Genomic DNA, 21,650 nt, shown 5'->3' on the forward strand with positions numbered 1-21,650 from the left:
GAGTCCTTCCTCGGCCGGGTCCGGCGCGCGCCGAACAGACCGAAGTGCTTGTGGTGGTTCGGAATCGGCTCGCCGGAAGAAACGGGCGCCGGGTGATCGCGAATCTCGCGATCGTGAATCCTGGATTCGGCCGTAGGAATATTCAGCCCACATCAGAAGGGGCGCAACGAGCCGAGTCCGAATCTACCACCGGCCGCGGTGGTTTGCTACGGAACTGCGCCACATCCCGGCTCAGGAATTCGCCTGCGGCCGCGCCTCGTGGCCGGGTCGGCCGTGGGTACGACGCGCTTCCTTCATCTCGGCTTCGTAGACGTGACGCCTGCCCTGGAGCAATTCCTCCCGGACGTCGCGTTCGATTTCGCGGAACAAGCTGTAGTACCCGTCGTCGTACTCCTCGACGACCTGGAAGGTCCACCTGCCCTCCAGGACATTGCGGCCGATCAGGTCGGCCGTGATTCGATCGGCGAGCTGGTCGTGACCTGCCTCCCGCAACAACGTCACCGCCCAGCCCAGGGCGAAGTCGGCGCGGCCGGTCAGTTGATGGAACGCGTACAGATGCCCCCGGGCGCGCTCGGCGATCTCGAAGGCTTCGGACAGTTTCCCCACTGCCTCGACCGTCGTGTCGCCGACACCCGCCGGCCGGCGATGACGCTCCGCGGGAACGTCATCGTCACCGGTCTCGGTCACTGCCATTCCGACAGGCTATCGACATACCGGCGGAATCCCGTCTCGCTCCGCGCGGGCGAGTCGGGGTCGCGCGAGGCCGGTTGCCGCAGCATCACAGACGTTCGCGCCCGGGCGAGGGTCGGCAGCACAGGACGCATCTATGTTCCTTGCAGTTCTATCACATACAAGCCCTGACACACCTGTTCGGTGCGCGCACGCAAAACATACTTTCCGGAACAATCAGCGCTCTGCGACAGAAATTCCGGCGATTGCGCTGCCAATCAACGGATCACAGCCTCATAGTCGAACCGCACGAGCCGCATCGCCTGTCCTGATAAGTTACTTAGTATTCTCGACTGGTCGGCAGATACCAGGCCGAGGCGTTTCGACTCGATGAGGAGTGGGGACGATGGACCGACTCGACAGGCGCGATGCGTCGAAGCCGCCGGACGACGACGACCTCCTCTCGTACCCGTGACCCGGACCCACCCCACGCCCGGTCGCCGACCCCCAGAAGGAAATACGATGATGCGCACTCCCCTCCGCTTGGCCGCCACCTCGATTGCGGCGACCGGCCTGATCGCCACCGCGGCCGGCGCGACGGCCGCTCCCCCGGTCGCCCCGATCCCCGCACCGGTGGCCGCCGCCGAAACCGGGACCGGCTCGGCAATGCTGGATTCGGGATCGGCGGCCGCGCAGTCGGCGGTCGAAACCGTCCAGCGCGGCGACATCATCGGGATCATCGTGCTCTTGGCCCTCACGCCCTTCCAGATGCTGACCGGCGGCGTCTGCGACCTCGCCACCCTGTCGGCTCTGCCGAACCCGTGCGCCCCGAGCACCTACTGATTCCCAGGCGGCCGACTGCACGGCATTGGCTCGGGCCGGATGCGGCAGCAGCCCCCGACGCCGGGGACCGGTCCGGTCGGTAACGCACGAAACGCCGCCGAGCACGAAGTCCGGCGGCGTTCGGTCGGGGGTGCCGACGTCCCACAAGCGCCTCTCGGCGAGTGGTCGCTCGTAGCGACAAAAGGGGTGAGGCCCGGGGCTGTCCGGACGCCGACAGGTGTTCCAACGCCGACCGGTGCGGGTTCTATTCCACCGAGCATGTGATGCGGGCTACCCGGTATGTCACCGGCCCGCGCGCCCGGCCCGGAGATGGGAGACCCGGGTCGCACTGCGCGTCCGAACACCGATGGCCGGACCGCCCGGTACCAACTCGTACCACTGTGCCGACGTCTTCGCGTAGGAAGTAGCCGCGGCCGATCAGGGGCCGGGTTCGGCGTGGATTTCGACGCAGCATTCACCGGCTGCGGGGGCGAGGTCGGCGTGCACGGCATCCGCTTCCAGACCGCGGAGCAGCCCGGTGAGATAGGCGTGATTGAGCGAGCACACCAGGTCGGGTGCCCGGGCCGCCAGCGGGTGGAAGGGGCAATTGCGCAGCCGCAGACAGGCCGGGGCTGTTCTGGCAGGTTCGAAACCCTGTTCGCCGAGCGTGGCGGCCAGGAGGGTGATGGCACGTTCGGCGCCGAGCCGGCCCGGCCGTAACCGTGCACGGATTTCGCGGCCGGTGGCGGCACCCCGGTCCCCGGCGACGCGCAGGGTGGCATCGCGCGCGGACTCCCCGGTAGCCTCGGTGAGGACGGCCTGCATCAATATTTCGGCGAGGATCTCGTGGCGGCGTTCGGGAATGCTGACACGTACTTCGATATCGGCGGGTTCGTACACCTTCGGCGCCCGTCCGACGCGCCGGATCGCGCCGACGTATTCGTAGTGGGCCCGTAGTAGCCCGGTGTCGACGAGTTTGTCGAGGTGGAACGCGGCGAGTTTGCGGGATATCCCGACATGTTCGGCGGCTTCGTCACGGGTCACGGGACGTCCGGCGCGCCGGATGAACCAGTACATGTTCCGGCGTAGATCGTCATCCAGTGCGGCAACGGCGCCGATATCGGCTTCACTGGTCACCGGTCCACAATAACGCCGATCAGATTGTGTGGAACCTGCCGGACGGCCGGCGGAGAGGCGGGCCTTGACCCCTCCCTTCAATTGAACCAAAATTTATTGGTGTAATTACGTCCCGGGTGGCGCGGAGGTTGTCATGACCGATGACTGGCGGCAGGCCAAACGCCCGGTCAGCGCCGTGCTGGCCGGGCCGTACGGGCACCCGTTCCATCCGATCCTGGTCACCGTGCCGATCGGAGCGTGGCTGGCCAGTGTGGTGTTCGATATCGGCTCGCACCTGGTCGACGACCCCGGATTCCTGGCGCGGGGCGCGCAGTGGTTGATCGCGATCGGGGTGCTGGGCGCGCTGGCCGCGGCCACGGTCGGATTCCTGGACCTGTTCGCCATCCCGACCGGCACGCCCGCCTTCCGGATCGGGCTGGTCCATATGAGCCTGAATCTGGCGGTCACCGTGGCGTTCGCACTCGATTTCTGGTGGCGCGCCGCCGGCACCGATCCCGACGCCGCCGTCGCGGGTGGCCCGCTGGCCCTGTCGCTCGCCGCCGTCGTGGTGCTGGCGGTGTCGGGATATCTGGGCGGCAAACTTGCCTACCACTACGGCGTGCGGGTCGCCGACGAGCGCACCCAGGCCACCGGTTTCCGGCGTTGACCTCTCCCTTTGTCCCTTCTCTTCCTCAGGAGTCATCATGGGCATCGCAGCTCTGATCCTCTGGCTGCTCACCGCGGTCGGCGGCTTCGTCCTGTTGGGCACGTGGATCGCCAAAGGCGGTGCACGTGATTCGGATTCCAGCCATCTTCCCGTTCCGGTGGTATTCGGGCACTTCCTGCTCGCCGTGGCCGGGCTGGTGGTGTGGATCGTCTATCTCGTCGTCGACAACGATGCGCTGGCCTGGGTCGCCTTCGGGCTGTTGATTCCCGTCGCGCTGCTCGGATTCGTGATGCTGGCGCGCTGGCTGCCCGTCTACCGCTCCCGTACCACCGGACTGATGGGCAAGACGCCGCCCGAGCGGCACTTCCCGGTGGCGATCGTCGGCGGGCACGGTGTGTTCGCGGTCGCCACCCTCGTGCTGGTGCTGCTCACCGCGCTCGGCGTCGGAGGCAGCTGACCATGTCCCAGCCTGGCCTACGGGTCGTCCACGACACCGGCGCTGTCGATCTGACCGCCGCCGAGGACGCCGCCCGCGCCTTCCTGACCGCCCTCGGCATACGCCTGGACAGCGAACATCTCCAGGCCACGCCGGGACGGATGGCCCGGGCTTATGCCGAGTTGTTCACCCCGCGCGCGTTCGATCTGACCACTTTTCCGAACGAGGAGGGTTACGACGAACTCGTGCTGGCCCGCCGGATCCCGCTGCGGTCGGTGTGTGAACATCACCTGCTGCCGTTCGTGGGCGTCGCGCACGTCGGCTACCTACCCGGCGACCGCATTCTCGGACTGTCGAAACTGGCCCGGATCGTCGAACACTTCTCCCGTCGGCCGCAGGTCCAGGAAAGGCTGACCAAACAGGTCGCCGACTGGCTCGACCAGCATGTGCAGCCCAAGGGTGTCGGCGTGGTCATCGAGGCCGAGCACACCTGCATGACCCTGCGCGGAGTGCTGGCCGCCGGAGCCACCACCGTCACGTCCACGCTGCTCGGCACCCTGCGCGAAGACGCCCGATCCCGCCAGGAGTTCTTCGCCCTCACCGGAAACGGCCCGTAAGCCGCCCCATCCGGTTGCCGACCGCCGGTGCCGTCGGGCCGGATCTCGGTACCCGGCGCCCGGGAATGCCGTAGCGCCACAACGGGTTGCGCCGGGGTATGAAGGCTATCGGTTTCCACGAATTCGGCGGTCCCGACGTCCTCCGGATGCTGGACTTGCCCGAACCCCAGGCCGGTCCGGGCGAAGTCCGCATCCGTGTGCACGCCGCCGCGGTGAACCCGACCGATGTCCTGTTGCGCACGGGCGGCCACGCCGTCCGGATGCCGGACCGGCGGCCGCCGTTCGTGCCCGGTATGGACGCCGCCGGCGTGATCGATCAACTCGGCCCGGGAACCGGCGACCGGCTCGGCGTGGGCCAGCGCGTGATCGCCATGGTGCTTTTCACCGGTCCGCACGGCGGAGCCTATGCCGAACAGGTCGTGGTGCCGGCCGCCTCGGTGGTGCCCGCTCCCGAGGGCGCCGATTTCGCCGCCGCCTCCACCCTGTTGATGAACGCCATGACCGCCCGTCTCGCCCTGGACGCGCTGGCCGTACCCGCCGGCGCCACCATCGCCGTGACCGGGGCGGCCGGTGCAGTCGGCGGATACGCGGTGCAGCTGGCGAAGGCCGACGGGCTGACCGTCGTCGCGGACGCCGCCCCGCACGACATCGACCGGGTTCGCGGCTTCGGCGCCGACCACGTCGTCGCACGCGGCAGCGATATCGCCGATCGGATCCGCGCGCTGGTGCCACAGGGCGTTCCCGGCCTCGTGGACGGTTCGATGCAGACCACCCGGACACTGCCCGCCCTCGCCGATGGCGCAACGCTGGCCGAGTTGCGGGGATGGTCCGGGCCGGCCGAACGCGGGATCCGGGTATGCCCGGTCATGGTCACCGACGGCATCACCGACACCGAACGCCTGGACACCCTGCGCCGCTACGCCGAAGACGGCACTCTCACCCTGCACGTCGCCGACGTGCTTCCTGCCGACAAAGCAGCCGAAGCCCACCGCATGCTCGAACGTGGCGGACTACGCGGCCGGGTGGTCCTGGACTTCTCCTGACCGGCCGGTGGTGCCGGGAGCTCCTCGGTTGGTCGGGTCCGCGCCGACATCACTCGAGTCGCTGCCGTGGTTTCTGCGCTCGACGATGATCACGCGGGCTATTCGTAGCTGTCGTCGTGCAGACCACCGAGGTAGGCGATCACCCCCAGATACCGGTGGCAGAGCGGTGTGTGGTCGCGGTGTGCGACGCTCCCGCAATGCCTCGTCCAGGGAATCGAATCCTGAACCGAGGGTGAGGAGTACCACGGCGGCAAGTCCTCTTTGTCCTCACGCTCTACGAGATGAAGCGATGAACAAGAGAATTTCGCTTGACCTGAGCAGCACGAAGACCGTCGAGCAACTGCATGCGGTCCTGAAGAACGTGTTCGGCTTTCCCGATTTCTACGGCAACAACTTCCCGGCCCTGGTGGATTGCTGGTCCAGTCTGCGGTATCCGGACGACGGCATGAGCGCCTTGGTGCTCGACGCTTTGGATGACCGTCTCGAGCTCTGTGTCAACGGCCTGGCCTCTTGCTCCGAAGATGTCATCCGAACACTGATCTCGGCCGTCGAGGCAGTCAACAACAGAGCCCGCTTGAACAGCCTGGAAGCAGTCATCCTGTTGGTCCTGAACGAATAGCGGCGATCGACCCGACTCATGGTTGCCTTGACTCATGTACATCGCGCAAGCTCACCGGCCGTTTCCGGCGCCCATGGAAGGCGACCTCGATGGCGCCTTCTTCGAGAGAATTCTCGGCAGTGGCGCAACTTCCTTCTACCTGATCATCGTCCCAGGAGATATCTGACGGCCTGAGATCACGAGCTGATCGATCAAGGCACGTTCTCGCTGGAGGAGTTGCATCCAGAGGTGCTCAGGCTCGGCAGGCTTCCGTCCGCCGGGACACTCTGGTTGTACGAGCTGGAGTCATTCAAGGTCGCTCGTGAGCATCACGACGACCAGGAGACGTTCAACGACAACGCAACGGACTATGGATCCGCGGTGTTCGACAACTTGTCGACACTCCTGGACCACTGTCAGAACGAATTCGGTGTTTCAGCGTCGGACTTCAAGACGAGCGACGCCACGCACTATCCCAAGCTCTGATGGGTGGTCGAACCTTGCGTCAGGTCGTACGGGTATTGAAGCGCCCCGGGTTTGATGTGCACCGGTTTGTCTGTCTCCAGCCGGTTGCTCGGAAATTCTGGGTGTGCTCGCCGTGTCCCGCTCGACGCCGGAGGTCCGATCCCCGCACCGGACAGCGCCCGCGGTGACGAGGACGCAACGCGGGGACCACGCTCTCCGAATGGCCGGCTTATGGTCCCGGCGCGAGGGACCATGTGTCCGCCGCAGCGATGAATTCGGAACGCGGATCACGTCCATTGTTCGTCACCGATCACTTGTGTGGTGACTCGACTACCGGCCGCGCCGCGACCGGCCATCGATGATACCGACGAAGGAGCAGCCAGCATGCAACCGAACGAGATCACCGCGATCCTGGACCGTCCGCTCAGCCAGGAGCTGCTGGCCCGTGACCTGCTGCGCATGGCCTACGTCGCCACGGACGGCACGCCCCGCAACATCCCCATCGGATTCACCTGGAACGGCTCGCAGATCGTCGTCTGCACCGCGAAGAACGCTCCGAAGCTGCCCTCCCTGCGCCGGCACCCCGAGGTCGCTTTGACCATCGACACCGAGGTGCATCCGCCGAAGATCTTGCTGATCCGCGGCCGGGCGGAGCTGGACGTGGTCGACGGCATCCCGGAGGAGTACCTCCAGATGAACGGCAGCTACGAAATGACCCCCGAGCAGCGGGTCGAGTGGGAGGCCGAGGTGCGCTCGCTCTATGACGGCATGGTGCGGATCGTGATCACCCCGACCTGGGCCAAACTCATCGACTTCGAAACCACCCTGCCCACCGCGGTCGAGGAGTTGATCCGGCAGCGGGCCGAGCGTCAGCGCGCCTGAACCGATCGACCCGGCCAGAATGGGCCGAAACGAACCTCGAGGAGAATCTCCATGACGATCCACCGGATGGATCACGTCGGCATCGTGGTCGAGGATCTCGCGGCCGCTGTCGCGTTCTTCGTCGAACTGGGTCTGGAACCGGAGGGCGAAGCAACAGTCGGGGGCCCATGGGCCGACGACCTCCTCGGACTGGACGGCGTCCGAGCGGACATCGTCGTCGTCCGGACTCCGGACGGCCATACCCGGGTCGAGCTCTCGACGTTCTACTCTCCGGCGACCATCGGCACCGCGCAGAAAGCGCCGGTGAACACCCCGGGCACCACTCGCCTGACATTCGTCGTCGACGATGTCGAGGACGTCCTCGACCGCCTGCGCGCCCAGGGCGCCGAACTCGTCGGCACGGTAGCCCGATACGAAGACATCTACCGGTACTGCTACGTCCGCGGCCCCGACGGCATCCTCATCGGGCTGGTCGAGGAACTCCACTGAACGGCGCTCCTCGCCGCGAACACACGGCCGGCCGATTCGACGACTGTTCCCGCACCGGCCGAGCCCGAGAACAGAGCCATGTGCCTCGAACGTCCGTTCGCCGAAACCGCGAAAGTAAAGTCACTCGATCGCCGCTACTACCGAGGAGTCGAGGTTGCCACCGATCCAGGTCGCTGTTTGCGGGCCCAGCAATTGCACCGACACCGACGCCGCCAATGCGCGCGAAGTCGGCAGACTGCTGGCCCGAGCCGGGGCCACCGTGCTGTGCGGTGGCGGGCGCGGGGTCATGGCCGCGGTAGCGGAAGGGGCCTTCGCCGAAAACGGGTTGGTCATCGGCATCCGCCCCGATGCCGACCCGGCCGGGGTTTGCGAGGGCCTTTCGGCTGTCCTGTACACGAACATGGGAGAAGCGCGTAACGCCATCCTGGTCCGGTCCGCCGACGCGGTCATCGTCGTAGGCGGTTCCTGGGGAACACTGTCCGAACTCGCTCTCGCCAACCACCGCGGAGACACTCCGGTGATCACGCTCGGCGGCTGGAAGATCCGCGACGCCGACGACAACCCCATCGACGCGGCCATCACCGCACCGAGCCCGCTGGTCGCCGTGCGAACAGCTTTGGCGCAGATCAGGGGCTCCTAGCTCGTCCGTGCGCGCAGCCCGTCCAGCAGGACGCGGGTCAGGTGATCGTCGACCTGGGCGCCGCAGCGGCAGACCGCCACATTCAGCACGCGCACCACCTCCATCGGCGGTACGTCGGCGCGCAGGTCGCCCTCGCGCTGCGCGGCGGCGGCGATCTCGGCGATCAGCACGTTGGCCTCTGCCTCCAGCTCGGGAAGGTCGGGGTGTTCGGGTTGGTCGGTGAGCAGCGACTTGATCAGTGCCAGCGGCAAAGCCACGCAGAGTTCCACCACCCGCAGCAGCGCCTCCCATGCCGGGGCCCGGCCGACCTCCGCGCGCGTTGCCTCGATCAGTTGTCGCAGCGTGTCGACCGCGATGTCCTCGAGCAGGGCGCGCCGGTCCGGGAAGTGCCGGTACAGCGTGCCGACGCCGACTCCCGCCGCTCGCGCGATGTCCTCCATCGACACGGCCTCGCCCCGCTCGCCGGCCAGCCGCAGGGCGGCGCCGGTGATCGCCGAACGGTTGCGCCGCGCGTCTGCCCGCACTTCCACGCTCCCATCAACCGGAATCTCTGATTCATCTTATGCTACCGTCAGATAAGCGGAATCCAGAATTCACCTTGGAGGGGCAATGCGGATCGGCCTGTATGCCGGAGATCAGAGCGATATGGAAACCCGGATCGAGCAGGTGCGCACGGCCGCCGAACTCGGGCTGAGCAGCGTGTTCTTCAATCAAGTGCTGGCGTGGGATCCGCTCGTTGTCGCGGCACTCGTCGGGGCGGCCGTGCCGGGAATCGAGTTGGGCACGGCCGTCGTGCAGACCTACCCACGCCACCCGATCTCACTGGCCGCGCAGGCGCTCACGGTCGCCGCCGCTACCGGAAACCGGTTCACCCTCGGCGTCGGCCCGAGCCATAGGCCGTTCGTCGAGGGTATCTACGGCATGTCCTTCGCCCGGCCCGCCCAGCACACCCGCGAGTACCTGACCACGCTGCGCACCGAACTCTCCGGTGCCGGTCACGTTCAACTGCCGGGCGTGCAGCCACCGCCGGTGCTGCTCTCCGCCCTCGGCCCGGTGATGCTCCGCATAGCGGGCGAACTGGCCGACGGCACCGTCACGGTGTGGGCGACACCGGCGACGATCGCCGACCACATCCGCCCGCGGATCGACGCCGTGGCGAAGGCCCCACGCGTCGTCGCGTCGGTGATGCTGAGCGTGACGAGCAGACCGGACGCCGTCCGCGCGGAAATCGCCGGAATGCTCGGCTTCGCCTCCGATCTACCCAGTTACCGAACGCTTCTCGACCGCCAGGGCCAGCGCAACGTCGCGGAAACCGTCGTCGCCGGGGATGAGGAAACCGTCGCCGCCGCCGTCCGCGCATACTCCGCCGCGGGCGCAACCGACCTGCTGGTCAGCCCGGTCGGCGACGCCGCCGAAAAAGCGAGAACACTGGAACTGGCCGGAGAATTGTCCCGCTCGCGGTAACCACGTACACCCGCGCAGCGAAAACGGTCGACAAGCTGCCGCTACGCTGGCCACGAGGTCTTATCGCGATTGCCCTGCGCGGACCCTCGGAGGATTGAATGAGCCCATTTCCCCGGAAAATGGAAAACCGATGGGCGAATCGCGCCGAACCCCCGCCGGGCCACGGGATCGTCTCCTGGCATCTGTTGATGAGTCGGTACCCGCAGGTATGCGACGCTGCCACAGCGGCGCAAAGAGCTTTGAGTTCTTTCCCCGGGCTACATATGACGCCGAGAGAATGGCTTCATATAACGACGCTCATGGCCGGGCCGGCAGAGACCATCACTCGCGAACAGATGTCGGCGATGGTGGCGGCGGCACGGGCTCGGCTGCGGGAGGTTCGGCCCACTCCGGTATTCATCGAAAAAGTTCTCTACCATGCCGAAGCTATTTCGCTCGGCGTGCAACCCGCACAAGCGCTGGTTCCCCTCCTCGACGCAGTACGGTCCGCCACCCGGACGATCATCGGACCCGGAGAGGCGAGTGATGGCACCCCTTCCTCGTGGATTCCGCACGTCACGGTCGCCTACAGCACCGCCGAGCAGCCCACGGGCCCGATGATTTCGGCTCTGGGGACGGCGGTACCGAGACGTGAGGTGACGATCGATGCTGTCACGCTGGTTGTTCAATGGGGCCCGGAAAGGCGATGGGATTGGGAGCCCGTCGGAACAGCCTCTTGTGCCGCCACGACCGGCAAGTAGTACCTTGCCGGGTCGGTTCCGGTTTCCGGAGCCGACGATGGCGGTGACGCGATTCTCCACACGCATGGCGGCGAGGCCGCGGACCGTGACGCCGGTTTCGGTCCGGATCGGCGCACTCCGAATTCAGGCACGAGGCCTGGCGTGCGGGAACCCTTCCCCCACACCAGGCGCCCGCGTAACCTCAACCGCTCGCGTATCGCCGAGCGGTACGCCGGCGTCTCCCGAACTCGTTATCGGCGTGCGGCGTTCGCGGCCGTGATGAACTCGATCTGGGCCGGTGAAGGTCCGCAGAACTCGCTCTCGATCCGGTCGGCTTCGCCGGCCTGCATCCGGTACAGGCTGTCGCGCAGATCCGCGTCACCACCGTGGAACCCTTCCAAAAGCTCCATCCACTGCGCCGCCATCTGCTGCGCCTCGGGTGAGGCCGGGTCCATTCCCGCGGCGATCGCCGCATCGACCTTCGGAATGAGCACACTCCATTCCGCTTCGGCTTGCCGAATCTGCTGTTCACCGAGGTCTTCCCGACGCTGCGCGAGCTGCGTCAACTGCCCCTCGGTGAAATACTCCTTGAACGTGTCGTCGACCATGACGGTCCTCCTGATCAATTCCAGGAAGCGATCCGCGGATGCGTCCGGCCTGCTCTCCGCCGTAGCGGCCAGCGCCGCGACCAGGGCATGAAGTTCCTGGGTCGCAGCCAGTTGCGCGGCCAGAAAGTCGCGATGAGCAGACAGCACCTGCGTCATCGCCACAGTGCCCGCGAGCAGGTTCGTGATCTGGTCCAGCCCCAGGCCCAGTTGACGCAGGGCCAGCACCTGGTAGAGACGCTCGACATCGCCGGCGGTATAGAGCCGGTGGCCGGTGCCGGTGCGCCCCGCAGGCTGTACCAAGCCGATGCGGTCGTAGTGATGCAGAGTCCGCACCGTCAGTCCGGCCTCGGCCGCGAGTTCACCGACTTTCCACACGCGCTCGGTTCCGTGCTGGTCCATCCGTTTCATCCCACTTCCACCGGCGCACCGTGCGCCGGTGTCGCCGACGGTAGAACCTGACCTTACGTCAGGTTCAAGCCGAAACAGCCGCCACCGAATCCAGTCGCCACGCCATGCCGAGGTGAGCGTTCCCGGGTGGCAACTCCGGGGCCCCTTTTCCCAGTAGTTGAACGATGGTACAACTAGTACGGACGTTCAACTAGATTGAGGAGACGAGATGCGCGCGGGACAACCGGCCGGATGGCGCGAATGGGGTGGCCTTGCATTGCTGGCGTTGCCGACCATGCTGTTGGGGCTGGATGTGACCGCCCTCTACCTGGCTGTGCCGAGTCTGGCCGTGGACCTGGACCCGAGCGCGACCGAGACGCTGTGGATCATGGACGCCTACGGCTTCTTCATCGCCGGATTCCTGGTCACGATGGGGACTTTGGGTGATCGGATCGGCCGGCGCCGGTTGCTGATGATCGGAGCGGCGGCGTTCGCGGCAGCCTCCGTCTTCGCAGCGTTCGCTCCCGGCACCCTGTGGCTGATCGTGGCACGCGCACTTCTCGGCGTGGCCGGAGCGACGCTGATGCCCTCGACCCTGTCCCTGATCGGCACCATGTTCACCGACGCCCGGCAACGCGCGCTGGCCATCGGGGTGTGGGCCACAATGTTCGCCGCGGGGATGGCCGTAGGGCCGGTCGTCGGCGGGGTCTTGGTCACCACCTTCTGGTGGGGCGCGGTCTTCCTCGTCGCGGTACCGGTCGCATTGCTAATTCTGGCCGGCGCACCGTTACTGCTGCCGGAGCACCGCACGCGCACCGGCGGGCTCGACGTGCTCAGCGTCGGTTTGTCCTTGGCGGCGATGCTGCCGATCATCTACGCGATCAAACACGCTGCCGCCCACGGCCTCGATATCCAGGCCGTGGCCGCCGTCCTCCTCGGTGGTGGCGCTACAGTCGCGTTCGTTCGTCGTCAGCTGCGTCTCGGGGAGCCGCTGCTCGATATGACGCTGTTCACGAACCCGGGCTTCTCCGCGGCTCTGTCGGTGTTGCTGATCGGCTTGGCCGGGTTCGGTGGCGTGATGTTCCTGGTCACCCAATACCTGCAGCTCGTCACCGGCCTTTCACCGACCGCCACCGGGTTGTGGATGGGCCCGCCCGCGCTGGCCATGCTCATCGGCGCGATCGGCGCCCCGCTGCTGGCCGACCGCGTCCCGCCCGGCGTCATCATGGCGGGCACCCTGGCGCTGTCGCTGGCCGGATACGGGCTGCTGGCCTCGGCCGGGACAGACAGCAGGCCGGCCGTCGTCGCCGGGTTCGCCCTCGTCTACCTGGGTCTCGGTGTCATCGCCGCACTGGGTACCGACATCGTCATGGGTGCCGCGCCACCGGACAGGTCAGGTTCGGCTGCGGCACTGTCCGAGACCGTGCAAGAGTTCGGGATCGCCGCAGGCGTCGCCCTCCTGGGGAGCCTCACCACCGCCATCTACCGCCGCGATATCGAAATACCTTCGGGGCTATCGACTTCCGTGGCCGAGACCTACGGCAACAACCTCTCCGGCGCCTCATCGGTCGCGGACCGGATCCCGGCCGACGCGTTCGACCATGCGCGGAGCGTGTTCACCGGCGGCCTCAACACAGCCGCCCTCGTCGCGGGCATCGCCATCGCCTTCGCTGCCTCGGCCTGCTTCGTGATGCTCCGGCACATCCGGCCCCCCGGCGAGGCCGACCATGCAGCAGAGCCGATAGCCTCGACACCCGGGAGCAATCGATGACAGATGACGCGATGACGGCCGAACACGACGGCGGGCATGAGACGGTCGATGGACGCAAACTGCGCGGCCGGCTTCGGCGCGCCCAGATCATCGAGGCAACGCTCGAGATCGTCCGCCGCGACGGTGCGACCGGCGTCACCCACCGCACCGTCGCCAAGGAAGCCGGGATCACCACCAGCCTGACGCTCTACTACTTCGCCACCCTGGACGATCTGCTGATCGCCGCCCTGACCAGCGTCACCGACGAATACACCCGCCGCATCCGTCACCTCATCGATACCGCGGACGACCCCCTCACCGGTCTGGCGGAGCTCATCGCCGAATCCGGCGGACCCGGCCGCGAGCGAGCACTCGCCGAACGCGAACTGTCGACCCTCGCCGCCCGCCGTCCCGCCCTGCGGCCGATCGCGCGACGCTGGCGCGACAACGTCGCCGAACTCGCCCGCACACAAACCGACGACACCGATACGATCGAGGCCTTCGTGGCCTTGTCCGACGGCCTGTGCACCGCCATCCTCCTCGACGACCACGAAGCCGACCCCGACCACATCCGAGCGGTCCTCCGCAAGGCACTGCACCGAAGCAGTCGGTAGCCGCATCGGGCAGGCCTCCGACGCCCTCGACGTGCCGCGAAGCTCCCGCGCCGCGCTGCCCGGCGATTATTACATCGCAGCGAGCAACCGAAGGCTCAGCCTATCGACGGGATCCGGTCGACACGACGAACTCCTGCCGCGTCGAACCCCTGAGCGAAGATCTCCGCCCGATCAGCACTCGCGCCCGCCGGCCGGCGGCCGCCACGATGCTCTACGGCGCGGGCCGGGACCGCCGGGTCGAGTTCGACTCGTAATGACGGGCGTCAAAGGACCTTCTCGACGGCCGATGCGAGGCGTATCGCGTCCTTCTCATCGTGGGCGCCGGCGGTGAGCGGGAGTGTCCTGGCGCCACGGTAAGCGGCGCGGCCCGGGGCCGGGGTGTCGATGATGTCGACGATCGGCCGGATCGCGTCTTCGGGGCTTCGGCCCAGCAGGGGCGCCAGGACCGCGGCGGCGACCTTCATACCCATCCCTACCTCGCCGGCAAAGCTGGAGCGGACCAGCCGGTCCGGCCCCCAGGTGATGTAGCCGAGGTCGGGGTTCTGCTCGGCGGCAAGGATTCCCAGCAGTTCGTTGGCTCGGCGCTGCTGAGCGTTCGATCGCCTGAAGGTGAACCCGTCGACCATCTCCAGGTCGTCGAAATCGATGGCGTCCGGGCGGGTGCCCGGGACGGCGAGGTTCACGATGACCGGCCTGTCGCTCGCGCGCAGCAGGTCGGCGAGTCGCGTCACGAACAGGTACTTGCCGAGGAAGAACAGCGACCACGACGCCTCGTGCCCTTCGGATGTCACGTGTCGGCGCTGCCGGATGAACGACGCGGCGAGCACCAGCGCATCGATCTGTTCGTAATTCTCTCGCAGATGCTCGATCACGCGGCGGCTGTCCGCGACGAGGGAGAGATCAGCCGCGATGAACTCGGCCCTGTCCGGCGCGGACGGATACCGGCGCGCCGTTATCGCCACCAGCGCGTCGAACTTGGCGCTGCTGCGCCCGATCACCACTACTCGATGCCCTACGGCGAGGTAGTGGCGCGCCAGGGCCGCACCCATCCCGTCCGTGCCTCCCGTGATCACGATCGTCCGCATATCACTCCCACTCATTCCGGAACATACGTTCCGGAACAGGCTACATCAATCGGAACACATGTTCCGCATTGGTAGGATCGGGACATGACAGAGGGCCGGAAACAGCGGCGTGACGCCGCGGCGAACAGGCAAAGGATCCTCACCGCCGCCGAGGACGCGTTCCGCCACCACGGCCTCTCCGTCGACATGCGTGCTGTCGCGGCCGCGGCGGGAGTCGGCATCGGCACGCTGTACCGGCATTTCCCCACCCGGGAAGACCTCGTGCAGGCCATCACCGGAACCGATCTGGCCGACCTCGCCGTTGCCCATCTCCGGGACGGGGCTTCGGCGATCGATGGATTGCGAGAGTTCTTCACCAGCGCACTGACTCGGCTCCGCGCCAACAAGGCCATGATCGACCTGCTGGCCGGCGCATCCCCCTCCGACGCGGACCTCGAACGATGCCTCGACCATCTGAGATCCGTCGGCCGCGAAGCCGTGGACCGATCCGCCATCGACCGGACGCTGGCGCCCGATGTGACGGCAGACGATATCGCCTACCAGTTGCTCGGCCTCATCCGTATCGCGCAGATCGTCCCCGAGCCGGGCACGATCGGCCATCACGTCGAACTCGCCTTGCGCGGACTGGCCGCCTGATCCCCTGAGATTTGCATGTCACCACCACAGCCCCCGCCCTGCTATCGTAGTGACCAGTATTGAATTTATGGTCACTACACCAGCAGGAGCCGTATGCCGCGCCCCCTCGTCCCCGACCGGCGCGGAAGGATCCTGACCGCCGCCGCCGATCTGATCCTCGAAACCGGCTGGCCCCACACCACGGTCGCGGATATCGCCGAACGCGCCGGCATCGGCAAAGGCGCCGTGTACCGCGAGTTCACCGACAAAGCGGCCATCCTGGACGCCGTCCTTAGTCGCAGCATGCGCCGGATGACCGCACGGGTTCACCAACAGGTGCTCGCCGCCGACGGCGTGGTCGATCTACCCGCCGTGTACCGGTTCGGCGTGGAGGCACTGCTGTCCGAACCGCTCATCCGCGCGCTGTATCTGGGCGATGACGCGGTCCTGGGCGAACACGTCCGCGGGGTCACCGACCAGCGTTACGCGATGCGTTTCGGCTGGCTCGCCGATTACATCGAACGCCTGCAACGTGCCGGAGTGGTCGTGGACACCGTGCCGAGCGAGACCATCACCCGGATGCTCGGCTTCTTCACCGTCGGCCTGATCAACGCCCCGGGTGTCCTCGATGCGGGGAGCCCGGCGGAGTTCAGCGATGTCGTCACGCTGTTCGCGGATCTGACGGGTCGCGGACTGGCCGGCCCCGGACCGGTGGACGCCGCGGCCGCCCGCCGCGCCCAGCTCACCTTGCTCGATCAACTGTCGGATCAACTCGCTCGGCCGGGGGACCCCCGATGACCATCTCCGCTTTCACCTCTCATACCGACCTCGTCGTTCGCGGCGGCCCGGTCCGCCACTACCGATCCGGCGACCACGGAACTCCCGTATTGTTGCTGCACGGCGGCATGCTCGACACTGCCGAAGGCGTCTGGCGCGATATCGCGCACCGGCTGGCGACGAAATACCAGGTCCATGCGATCGACCTGCCCCGGCACGGGGCCAGCAGACCATGGCACGGCCGCCTGGACCGCAGGTTCTTCGACGACTTTCTCGACGACCTGCTCGAGCAACTGGCGCTCCCCCGAACAGCGCTCATCGGATTGTCTCTCGGGGGCGGGCTCGGTATCGGGTACGCCCTGCGTCACCCCGAACGAGTCTCGGCATTGCTCGCGATCGGACCGGGCGGTATCGGCGCGAAACGGCGCGCCCAGTTCGCCACCTGGGCGATGATCAATACACCGGGGCTCCTGAAACTCACGAGCAAATACCTCGCCCGCAGCCCGAAAACACTCCGGAAGTCGATAATCGGCAGCCTCACCGCCGGAGTCGATACACCCGGCTTCGACAGGATCCTCGAGCTGGTCCGTTCCGAAGCGCACGCCAAGGCCGAGTACGGCGAACCGGCACTCGACGACTGGATGGTCGACGCATACGGACCCTGGCGCATGCGACTGAACTACCTCACCGAACTGACCGGACTCCAGGTGCCGAGCCTTTGGATGCGCGGCGAACACGACACACTGGTCGGCCATACGGAACTCGCCGCCGCCGCAACGGCAGCACCCGGCGGAGAGCTCGCCACCATACCCGGCGCGGGTCATATCGTGACCTACGACCAGCCGGCCGAATTCGTGCGCGTGGTCGAAGATTTCCTCGGTCGAGTCGACCACCGTTGAACGGACCCGATGGCCATTGCGGACCGGACCCGGAGCCCAGCTACGATCCAGCACATGAAACACGAAAAATTCTCTCTCGCAGCTGTTCTCGCAGTCGCCGCGGTAACCGCGGTGGCTCCTGCCGCAGCCGCCTTTCCCAGCGGGTCAGCCGGTCTCGGTGACGGCCGGGAAGTGGTGATCGTCGACAACACCCTGGAACTGACCGATCTCAACGCGTGCTGGGCGAGCGGTTTCCCGCGTGATATCCGGTTCGACAACCGCAGCACTCGCGATTTCCGCGTATACAACTCCCCGGACTGCAGCGGCGCGCCCGTGGCGACGGTCCCGGCGGGGCATACCGCGACCCACTACGGCTGGTCGGCTTCCGCTCGATAGTCGCCCCCGGACGCGGTCCCGAGCCGCCGGAGCTCGGGAAAACCGCGAGGGGCCAACAGCGAACACGTCCATTGCTTCGGTATTCCGCGATTCGGTCCGGCTATCGCGTCAATATTCCCGGCACCACCACGCTCGCTTTCGGTTGTCACCGTTCTCACAACCCATTGACCTCAATATTGATTGAGGTTACAGGCTTGTCGCAGGGTCTCCCGACCCGGCGATACCGGTTCGCCACCCCACCCGCACCGAAAGCCAGGGCCATGATCACCACCGAGACGACGCCGGCACCACCGTCCGACGCCCGTAATCCACTGACCATCGCGCTCGTTCTCGTGGTCGGAACGATCATGGCGACGCTCGATCAGACCATCGTGAACGTCGCCATCAACAAACTGTCCGTGCAGTTCCACGCCGGTCTGAGCACGATCCAGTGGGTGGCCACCGGATATTCGCTCGCGCTCGGCGCGGTGGTGCCGGCCTCGGCGTGGCTGGTCGGTCGTTTCGGGGCGAAGCGGCTGTATCTGGCCGCGGTCGCCGTGTTCGCGGGCGGCTCGGTACTGGCGGGGCTGGCCTGGAACATCGAGTCCCTGATCGCGTTCCGGGTCGTGCAGGGCGCGAGCGGCGGGTTGCTCATGCCGGTGGCGATGACGATCCTGTTGCGCGCCGCCGGGCCGGAAAGGCTCGGCCGCGCGATGAGCACGCTGGGATTGGCCGTGCTGGTCGGCCCGCTGCTGGGCCCGGTGATCGGCGGCTATCTCATCGACGAAGTGTCGTGGCGCTGGATGTTCTTCATCAATCTGCCACTGGGCGCACTGGTTCTGCTCCTGGCGGCGAAAGTGCTGCCCGGCGATGCGCCGGAGCCGCCGCGCGTTCTGGATGTCATCGGCCTGCTGCTGATGTCGCCGGGACTGGCGCTGCTGATCTACGGAGTGACCGCCGCGGGTGAACACGCCGGTTTCGCCACACCGGCGGTGTGGGTGCCCATCCTGGTGGGCGGCGCGCTCGTGGCCGCGTTCGTGCGCCGCTCGCTGACCACTCCGGTGCCGCTGCTGGATCTGCGGGTGCTCGGCAATCGGACCACCAGCACGTCGGCCGCGCTGCTGGCACTGTTCGCGAGTGGCTACTTCGGATCGATGTTGCTGCTGCCCCTGTACTTCCAGGTGGTGCGCGGCGAATCGGCCCTGGTGGCCGGTGCGCTGGGCATTCCGTTCGCGCTGGCGTCCGGTGCGACCATGCAGGTGGCGGGCAGGCTGATCGACCGGATTCCGCCCGGTCGCTACCTGCCGGGCTCGATCGCGGTGGCGCTCACCGGTTTCGTGCTGTTCGTGATCCAACTCGACGCGGACGCGCCGTACTGGGCACTCGCTGCCACCATGCTGCTGATGGGTGCGGGCGGTGGCGGCACCATGATGCCGGTGCTGACGACCGCCACCCGGCCGTTGAATCGGAACCAGCAGCCCGCGGGATCGACAGTGCTGAACATGATCAGCACCACCGCACTCGCCCTCGGCACCGCGGCGACATCGGTGACCCTGGCCGCGTTACTGCCGGCGGGCGGCGGGTTGCAGACCTTGCACGGCATGGACCCCGCACAGCGGGCCGCGCTGACTCCCGACTTGGCGGAAGCCTTTCAGCACACCTACCTGATCGCCCCGGTCATGATCGCACTGGCCCTGATCCCCGCGTTGCTGCTGCCCGGGCGCCGAGCAGCCGACCGATGATCACCGGCCCCGGCCGGTGCCCGGCCGACAGCGGTGCGGATTGCCGGGCTTGCGGTAAGCGCGCCGATCAGGTCGTGCCATCGCGGCGTGGTCGATGATGTGCGTAGCCGGAGTTCGTGGTTCACGACCGTCACACCGGCACCATGTCGGATCGAACAGGATCACCGGACGCTGCGTCGACACAGTGAACTGCTGCGGGTGCGCTCGGAGTGGTTGCGGCCGCTCGGCGACGACGCCGCCGATCACCTCTCGGTCGTCGCTACGCGTGCAAATGGGCAGGTCACTGCGCAGAGGTGCACAGTGATCCGGTGCGCAAGGCGAGTAGAGTAAAGGAGCCGGAGGCTTTTCGTACGGAACCACCCGTGGTCTCGTCGTCGCTCGGCAGATGAACAGGGCCCGCTACACGGGCCCGGAGGAGCGTCGCGATGACGCTACAACACGAGCCGATCCTGCTGGACCGCTCTTCACGCTTTTCCCTCCGCAGCCGACCGTCGGCCTCACGCCGGTTACCGACACCACGAGCACCCCACCCCGGGGTGGTCGGTGGGGCCTGGTGGCCCCACTCGACCGACTTGGCCGCCGAGATGACCGATTTGGAGGCGCTGCTGGCCGATCGGGCGGCCGGCGTCGACCGCATCATGTACGACCTGGGCACCTGGCAGTCGGCCCCGGAGCGCATGGTGATCGGCGGGCATTCGGTTCGCCTGGACGGATACCGGCACCTGCCCGCCCACACACTCTGTGTCCTGGGCCTGGATCGCACACGGCTCGTACTCCTGGTGATCCCTGCGGCCACCGCCACCGCTACCGCCCGGGCGCTCCTGTCCGCCGCGTCCCGGCCGGGCAATGAACTCACCGCCGACGAACTCGTGGCGGCCGACACCGGGCACAGCCCTGATCGCGACCAGAACGAGGACGCGTTGTCCCGCTGGGACGACGAAGGCGGTCACCGCGGGAAGGCAGACCCGCACGATCGCCCCTTCGCCTTCGCCGGGACCGCGGCCGCAGGTGGACCGACATGACACAGGACCCGTCGCAGCGCAGAGGCGCCGCCGACCGCGGTCTGGGGCAGTTCCGGGCGACCGCCGATGGTGGACAACCCTTCGATACGCCGACCCGCACGCCGCGGCTGCTCCTGCGCGACCGTGGCGACGAATCCACCGGCGTCGACGGCGCCTGGTGGCCCAGAACCGGCAACCTCACCACCGAACTGCACAACCTGGTCACCGCGCTCACGCCGCGACTGGGCACAACCACACGCATCACCTTCGACTGGAATTCGCTGAGCCGGTCCCAACGTCGCATCGACCCTCCCGACGGGATCGAGGTCACCGGACCGCTCCCGGACCAACCGGCCGACCTGATGTACGTCTACGGCCCGCACGATCAGCGCCTTCGCTTATTGGTGATCGACCCCAGCACCGATCCCTCCCACGCCGAAGCCCGGATCCGCAAGGCCGTGGGCACCACTACGGACCAACCGCAATCCTGAACCATTCCGCCGCGTCGACACCGGCAGTGTGCGTCTCGATACGCAGCGGGAAGTCGTGTCGATTGCCGGCCGATTGCCACGGCGTGCGATCAGAGGGCATCCGGCGTGGTCTTCGCCCGGCCACGCACCTGGATCGCGCTGACGACCTCCACGATGCCCACGAAGATCAACCACCAACCGGCCACCAGGGTCAGGACCGCGACGGAGTTGAACGGCCAGACGATCAACATCGCGCCACCGATCAGCAGCACGATGCCGAAGAAGACGTTCCAACCGCGCCCGGAGGTGCCCGAGGGCGCGTCGGCAGCGGCGACCAGTACCGCTACGCCACGGAACATCCAGCCGATACCGATCCACAGGGCCATCAGCAGCACTGCGTCGCCGAGATGGCGCAGCGCGAAGAAACCCAGGATGAACGACAGCACCGCGCTGACGAGCAACATGGCCCGCCAGCCGCCCGACACATGACCGCCGAACGCGGCGACCAATTGGAAGACACCCGAAACCAGCAGGTAGATACCGAACAGAACGGCCAGGACCACGATCGTCGGACCGGGCCAGACCAGCACCATCACCCCGACGACCACCGACACCGCGCCGATGACCAACATCGCCTGCCACGCGCGGCGGGCCAGTTGATGCAACGGCCCCTCGTACTGCGTATCGCTGGGTGTCATGCAGGCATGATATGACGCCACCC

General features: G+C 67.1%; 28 protein-coding genes. 22 read left to right on the plus strand and 6 right to left on the minus strand.

Going from position 1 to position 21,650, the window contains the following annotated elements:
- Positions 1 to 231: 231 nt before the first annotated feature.
- Entirely contained in the window at positions 232 to 693 is a 462-nt protein-coding gene (locus NF4_RS31305) for a hypothetical protein (protein ID WP_063131009.1), read from the minus strand.
- Positions 694 to 1,191: 498 nt separating this feature from the next.
- Here NF4_RS31305 and NF4_RS31310 point away from each other — a divergent pair, with 498 nt between their 5' ends.
- Positions 1,192 to 1,512, plus strand: coding sequence for a hypothetical protein (locus NF4_RS31310; protein ID WP_063131010.1), 321 nt, complete (start codon positions 1,192 to 1,194; stop codon positions 1,510 to 1,512).
- A gap of 417 nt (positions 1,513 to 1,929) precedes the next feature.
- On the opposite strand, the gene NF4_RS31315 is transcribed toward NF4_RS31310, so the two are convergent.
- Positions 1,930 to 2,628, minus strand: coding sequence for a helix-turn-helix transcriptional regulator (locus NF4_RS31315; RefSeq protein ID WP_063131011.1), 699 nt, complete (start codon positions 2,626 to 2,628; stop codon positions 1,930 to 1,932).
- A gap of 133 nt (positions 2,629 to 2,761) precedes the next feature.
- Between NF4_RS31315 and NF4_RS31320 the strand changes: the two genes are divergently transcribed.
- The 10 genes from NF4_RS31320 (at position 2,762) to NF4_RS31360 (ending at position 8,444) form a co-directional block, all read left to right on the plus strand.
- Entirely contained in the window at positions 2,762 to 3,274 is a 513-nt protein-coding gene (locus NF4_RS31320; RefSeq protein WP_063131012.1) for a DUF2231 domain-containing protein, read from the plus strand.
- A gap of 37 nt (positions 3,275 to 3,311) precedes the next feature.
- The gene (locus NF4_RS31325; protein ID WP_063131013.1) at positions 3,312 to 3,731 is read left to right on the plus strand and encodes a hypothetical protein; all 420 of its coding nucleotides are present in this window, start codon (positions 3,312 to 3,314) and stop codon (positions 3,729 to 3,731) included.
- 2 nt (positions 3,732 to 3,733) lie between these two features.
- A complete protein-coding gene (gene folE, locus NF4_RS31330) occupies positions 3,734 to 4,327 on the plus strand; it encodes a GTP cyclohydrolase I FolE (protein ID WP_063131014.1) in 594 nt (197 codons plus the stop codon).
- A gap of 98 nt (positions 4,328 to 4,425) precedes the next feature.
- Positions 4,426 to 5,370, plus strand: coding sequence for an NADP-dependent oxidoreductase (locus NF4_RS31335; protein WP_063131015.1), 945 nt, complete (start codon positions 4,426 to 4,428; stop codon positions 5,368 to 5,370).
- A 289-nt stretch (positions 5,371 to 5,659) separates the two neighbouring features.
- Positions 5,660 to 5,989 (plus strand): barstar family protein, encoded by a 330-nt coding sequence (locus NF4_RS38895; protein ID WP_063131016.1) that lies wholly within the window; start codon positions 5,660 to 5,662, stop codon positions 5,987 to 5,989.
- A 34-nt stretch (positions 5,990 to 6,023) separates the two neighbouring features.
- On the plus strand, positions 6,024 to 6,155 hold the full coding sequence (locus tag NF4_RS39870; RefSeq protein WP_269749668.1) for a hypothetical protein: 132 nt from the start codon (positions 6,024 to 6,026) through the stop codon (positions 6,153 to 6,155).
- Between the two features lie 62 nt (positions 6,156 to 6,217).
- Positions 6,218 to 6,454 (plus strand): hypothetical protein, encoded by a 237-nt coding sequence (locus NF4_RS31345; RefSeq protein WP_157120702.1) that lies wholly within the window; start codon positions 6,218 to 6,220, stop codon positions 6,452 to 6,454.
- Positions 6,455 to 6,817: 363 nt separating this feature from the next.
- Positions 6,818 to 7,315, plus strand: coding sequence for a pyridoxamine 5'-phosphate oxidase family protein (locus NF4_RS31350; RefSeq protein WP_063131018.1), 498 nt, complete (start codon positions 6,818 to 6,820; stop codon positions 7,313 to 7,315).
- A 51-nt stretch (positions 7,316 to 7,366) separates the two neighbouring features.
- The gene (locus tag NF4_RS31355; protein WP_063131019.1) at positions 7,367 to 7,804 is read left to right on the plus strand and encodes a VOC family protein; all 438 of its coding nucleotides are present in this window, start codon (positions 7,367 to 7,369) and stop codon (positions 7,802 to 7,804) included.
- Positions 7,805 to 7,958: 154 nt separating this feature from the next.
- Positions 7,959 to 8,444 carry an SLOG cluster 4 domain-containing protein gene (locus NF4_RS31360; RefSeq protein WP_232330734.1) on the plus strand — a complete coding sequence of 162 codons (486 nt, stop codon included), beginning with the start codon at positions 7,959 to 7,961 and terminating at the stop codon, positions 8,442 to 8,444.
- Here the strand turns inward: NF4_RS31360 and NF4_RS31365 are convergent.
- Positions 8,441 to 8,974: a TetR/AcrR family transcriptional regulator gene (locus NF4_RS31365; protein ID WP_198165540.1), complete on the minus strand. Its 534-nt coding sequence runs from the start codon at positions 8,972 to 8,974 to the stop codon at positions 8,441 to 8,443. The genes NF4_RS31360 and NF4_RS31365 overlap by 4 nt on opposite strands.
- Before the next feature lie 79 nt (positions 8,975 to 9,053).
- On the opposite strand from NF4_RS31365, the gene NF4_RS31370 reads away from it, so the two are divergent.
- Together NF4_RS31370 and NF4_RS31375 are read left to right on the plus strand one after the other, a co-directional pair.
- Entirely contained in the window at positions 9,054 to 9,908 is an 855-nt protein-coding gene (locus NF4_RS31370; RefSeq protein ID WP_063131020.1) for a TIGR03564 family F420-dependent LLM class oxidoreductase, read from the plus strand.
- Positions 9,909 to 10,171: 263 nt separating this feature from the next.
- Positions 10,172 to 10,648, plus strand: a complete 477-nt coding sequence (locus tag NF4_RS31375; RefSeq protein ID WP_269749669.1) for a 2'-5' RNA ligase family protein — start codon at positions 10,172 to 10,174, stop codon at positions 10,646 to 10,648.
- 230 nt (positions 10,649 to 10,878) lie between these two features.
- On the opposite strand, the gene NF4_RS31380 is transcribed toward NF4_RS31375, so the two are convergent.
- Entirely contained in the window at positions 10,879 to 11,634 is a 756-nt protein-coding gene (locus NF4_RS31380; RefSeq protein ID WP_063131091.1) for a MerR family transcriptional regulator, read from the minus strand.
- 217 nt (positions 11,635 to 11,851) lie between these two features.
- Between NF4_RS31380 and NF4_RS31385 the strand changes: the two genes are divergently transcribed.
- Complete coding sequence (locus NF4_RS31385) at positions 11,852 to 13,393, plus strand: MFS transporter (RefSeq protein WP_063131022.1); 1,542 nt, start codon at positions 11,852 to 11,854, stop codon at positions 13,391 to 13,393.
- Positions 13,390 to 13,986 (plus strand): TetR/AcrR family transcriptional regulator, encoded by a 597-nt coding sequence (locus NF4_RS31390; protein ID WP_232330735.1) that lies wholly within the window; start codon positions 13,390 to 13,392, stop codon positions 13,984 to 13,986. The genes NF4_RS31385 and NF4_RS31390 overlap by 4 nt, the downstream gene beginning before the upstream one ends.
- 263 nt (positions 13,987 to 14,249) lie before the next feature.
- Here NF4_RS31390 and NF4_RS31395 read toward each other — a convergent pair whose 3' ends face one another.
- Positions 14,250 to 15,071 (minus strand): SDR family NAD(P)-dependent oxidoreductase, encoded by an 822-nt coding sequence (locus NF4_RS31395; RefSeq protein WP_063131024.1) that lies wholly within the window; start codon positions 15,069 to 15,071, stop codon positions 14,250 to 14,252.
- A gap of 84 nt (positions 15,072 to 15,155) precedes the next feature.
- Here NF4_RS31395 and NF4_RS31400 point away from each other — a divergent pair, with 84 nt between their 5' ends.
- The 7 genes from NF4_RS31400 (at position 15,156) to NF4_RS31430 (ending at position 20,950) form a co-directional block, all read left to right on the plus strand.
- Positions 15,156 to 15,707 (plus strand): TetR/AcrR family transcriptional regulator, encoded by a 552-nt coding sequence (locus tag NF4_RS31400; RefSeq protein WP_063131025.1) that lies wholly within the window; start codon positions 15,156 to 15,158, stop codon positions 15,705 to 15,707.
- Between the two features lie 93 nt (positions 15,708 to 15,800).
- Entirely contained in the window at positions 15,801 to 16,484 is a 684-nt protein-coding gene (locus NF4_RS31405) for a TetR/AcrR family transcriptional regulator (protein WP_063131026.1), read from the plus strand.
- On the plus strand, positions 16,481 to 17,362 hold the full coding sequence (locus NF4_RS31410) for an alpha/beta fold hydrolase (protein WP_063131027.1): 882 nt from the start codon (positions 16,481 to 16,483) through the stop codon (positions 17,360 to 17,362). The genes NF4_RS31405 and NF4_RS31410 overlap by 4 nt, the downstream gene beginning before the upstream one ends.
- Positions 17,363 to 17,416: 54 nt before the next feature.
- Positions 17,417 to 17,737 (plus strand): hypothetical protein, encoded by a 321-nt coding sequence (locus tag NF4_RS31415; RefSeq protein WP_063131028.1) that lies wholly within the window; start codon positions 17,417 to 17,419, stop codon positions 17,735 to 17,737.
- Positions 17,738 to 17,997: 260 nt separating this feature from the next.
- On the plus strand, positions 17,998 to 19,458 hold the full coding sequence (locus NF4_RS31420) for a DHA2 family efflux MFS transporter permease subunit (protein ID WP_063131029.1): 1,461 nt from the start codon (positions 17,998 to 18,000) through the stop codon (positions 19,456 to 19,458).
- Positions 19,459 to 19,883: 425 nt separating this feature from the next.
- Positions 19,884 to 20,480: a DUF5994 family protein gene (locus tag NF4_RS31425; RefSeq protein WP_232330736.1), complete on the plus strand. Its 597-nt coding sequence runs from the start codon at positions 19,884 to 19,886 to the stop codon at positions 20,478 to 20,480.
- Positions 20,477 to 20,950: a DUF5994 family protein gene (locus NF4_RS31430; protein WP_063131031.1), complete on the plus strand. Its 474-nt coding sequence runs from the start codon at positions 20,477 to 20,479 to the stop codon at positions 20,948 to 20,950. Before NF4_RS31425 ends, NF4_RS31430 begins: the two co-directional genes overlap by 4 nt.
- An 89-nt stretch (positions 20,951 to 21,039) precedes the next feature.
- Here the strand turns inward: NF4_RS31430 and NF4_RS31435 are convergent, their stop codons facing one another.
- Positions 21,040 to 21,627: an HdeD family acid-resistance protein gene (locus tag NF4_RS31435; RefSeq protein ID WP_063131032.1), complete on the minus strand. Its 588-nt coding sequence runs from the start codon at positions 21,625 to 21,627 to the stop codon at positions 21,040 to 21,042.
- Positions 21,628 to 21,650 lie beyond the last annotated feature (23 nt).

It is taken from the genome of Nocardia fusca NBRC 14340 (assembly GCF_001618425.1).
Classification (GTDB): domain Bacteria; phylum Actinomycetota; class Actinomycetes; order Mycobacteriales; family Mycobacteriaceae; genus Nocardia; species Nocardia fusca.

Excerpts from the sequence above, each read along its gene's own strand:
- NF4_RS31385 (WP_063131022.1), top strand. The coding sequence starts at position 11,852 with ATGCGCGCGGGACAACCGGCCGGATGGCGCGAATGGGGTGGCCTTGCA.
- NF4_RS31355 (WP_063131019.1), top strand. The coding sequence starts at position 7,367 with ATGACGATCCACCGGATGGATCACGTCGGCATCGTGGTCGAGGATCTC.
- NF4_RS31325 (WP_063131013.1), top strand. The coding sequence starts at position 3,312 with ATGGGCATCGCAGCTCTGATCCTCTGGCTGCTCACCGCGGTCGGCGGC.
- NF4_RS31400 (WP_063131025.1), top strand. The coding sequence starts at position 15,156 with ATGACAGAGGGCCGGAAACAGCGGCGTGACGCCGCGGCGAACAGGCAA.
- NF4_RS38895 (WP_063131016.1), top strand. The coding sequence starts at position 5,660 with ATGAACAAGAGAATTTCGCTTGACCTGAGCAGCACGAAGACCGTCGAG.
- NF4_RS31390 (WP_232330735.1), top strand. The coding sequence starts at position 13,390 with ATGACAGATGACGCGATGACGGCCGAACACGACGGCGGGCATGAGACG.
- NF4_RS31350 (WP_063131018.1), top strand. The coding sequence starts at position 6,818 with ATGCAACCGAACGAGATCACCGCGATCCTGGACCGTCCGCTCAGCCAG.
- NF4_RS31320 (WP_063131012.1), top strand. The coding sequence starts at position 2,762 with ATGACCGATGACTGGCGGCAGGCCAAACGCCCGGTCAGCGCCGTGCTG.
- NF4_RS31420 (WP_063131029.1), top strand. The coding sequence starts at position 17,998 with ATGATCACCACCGAGACGACGCCGGCACCACCGTCCGACGCCCGTAAT.
- NF4_RS31405 (WP_063131026.1), top strand. The coding sequence starts at position 15,801 with ATGCCGCGCCCCCTCGTCCCCGACCGGCGCGGAAGGATCCTGACCGCC.
- NF4_RS31380 (WP_063131091.1), bottom strand. The coding sequence starts at position 11,634 with ATGGACCAGCACGGAACCGAGCGCGTGTGGAAAGTCGGTGAACTCGCG.
- NF4_RS31410 (WP_063131027.1), top strand. The coding sequence starts at position 16,481 with ATGACCATCTCCGCTTTCACCTCTCATACCGACCTCGTCGTTCGCGGC.
- NF4_RS31375 (WP_269749669.1), top strand. The coding sequence starts at position 10,172 with ATGACGCCGAGAGAATGGCTTCATATAACGACGCTCATGGCCGGGCCG.
- NF4_RS31415 (WP_063131028.1), top strand. The coding sequence starts at position 17,417 with ATGAAACACGAAAAATTCTCTCTCGCAGCTGTTCTCGCAGTCGCCGCG.
- folE (WP_063131014.1), top strand. The coding sequence starts at position 3,734 with ATGTCCCAGCCTGGCCTACGGGTCGTCCACGACACCGGCGCTGTCGAT.
- NF4_RS31430 (WP_063131031.1), top strand. The coding sequence starts at position 20,477 with ATGACACAGGACCCGTCGCAGCGCAGAGGCGCCGCCGACCGCGGTCTG.
- NF4_RS39870 (WP_269749668.1), top strand. The coding sequence starts at position 6,024 with ATGTACATCGCGCAAGCTCACCGGCCGTTTCCGGCGCCCATGGAAGGC.
- NF4_RS31425 (WP_232330736.1), top strand. The coding sequence starts at position 19,884 with ATGACGCTACAACACGAGCCGATCCTGCTGGACCGCTCTTCACGCTTT.
- NF4_RS31435 (WP_063131032.1), bottom strand. The coding sequence starts at position 21,627 with ATGACACCCAGCGATACGCAGTACGAGGGGCCGTTGCATCAACTGGCC.
- NF4_RS31310 (WP_063131010.1), top strand. The coding sequence starts at position 1,192 with ATGATGCGCACTCCCCTCCGCTTGGCCGCCACCTCGATTGCGGCGACC.
- NF4_RS31370 (WP_063131020.1), top strand. The coding sequence starts at position 9,054 with ATGCGGATCGGCCTGTATGCCGGAGATCAGAGCGATATGGAAACCCGG.
- NF4_RS31335 (WP_063131015.1), top strand. The coding sequence starts at position 4,426 with ATGAAGGCTATCGGTTTCCACGAATTCGGCGGTCCCGACGTCCTCCGG.
- NF4_RS31305 (WP_063131009.1), bottom strand. The coding sequence starts at position 693 with ATGGCAGTGACCGAGACCGGTGACGATGACGTTCCCGCGGAGCGTCAT.
- NF4_RS31395 (WP_063131024.1), bottom strand. The coding sequence starts at position 15,071 with ATGCGGACGATCGTGATCACGGGAGGCACGGACGGGATGGGTGCGGCC.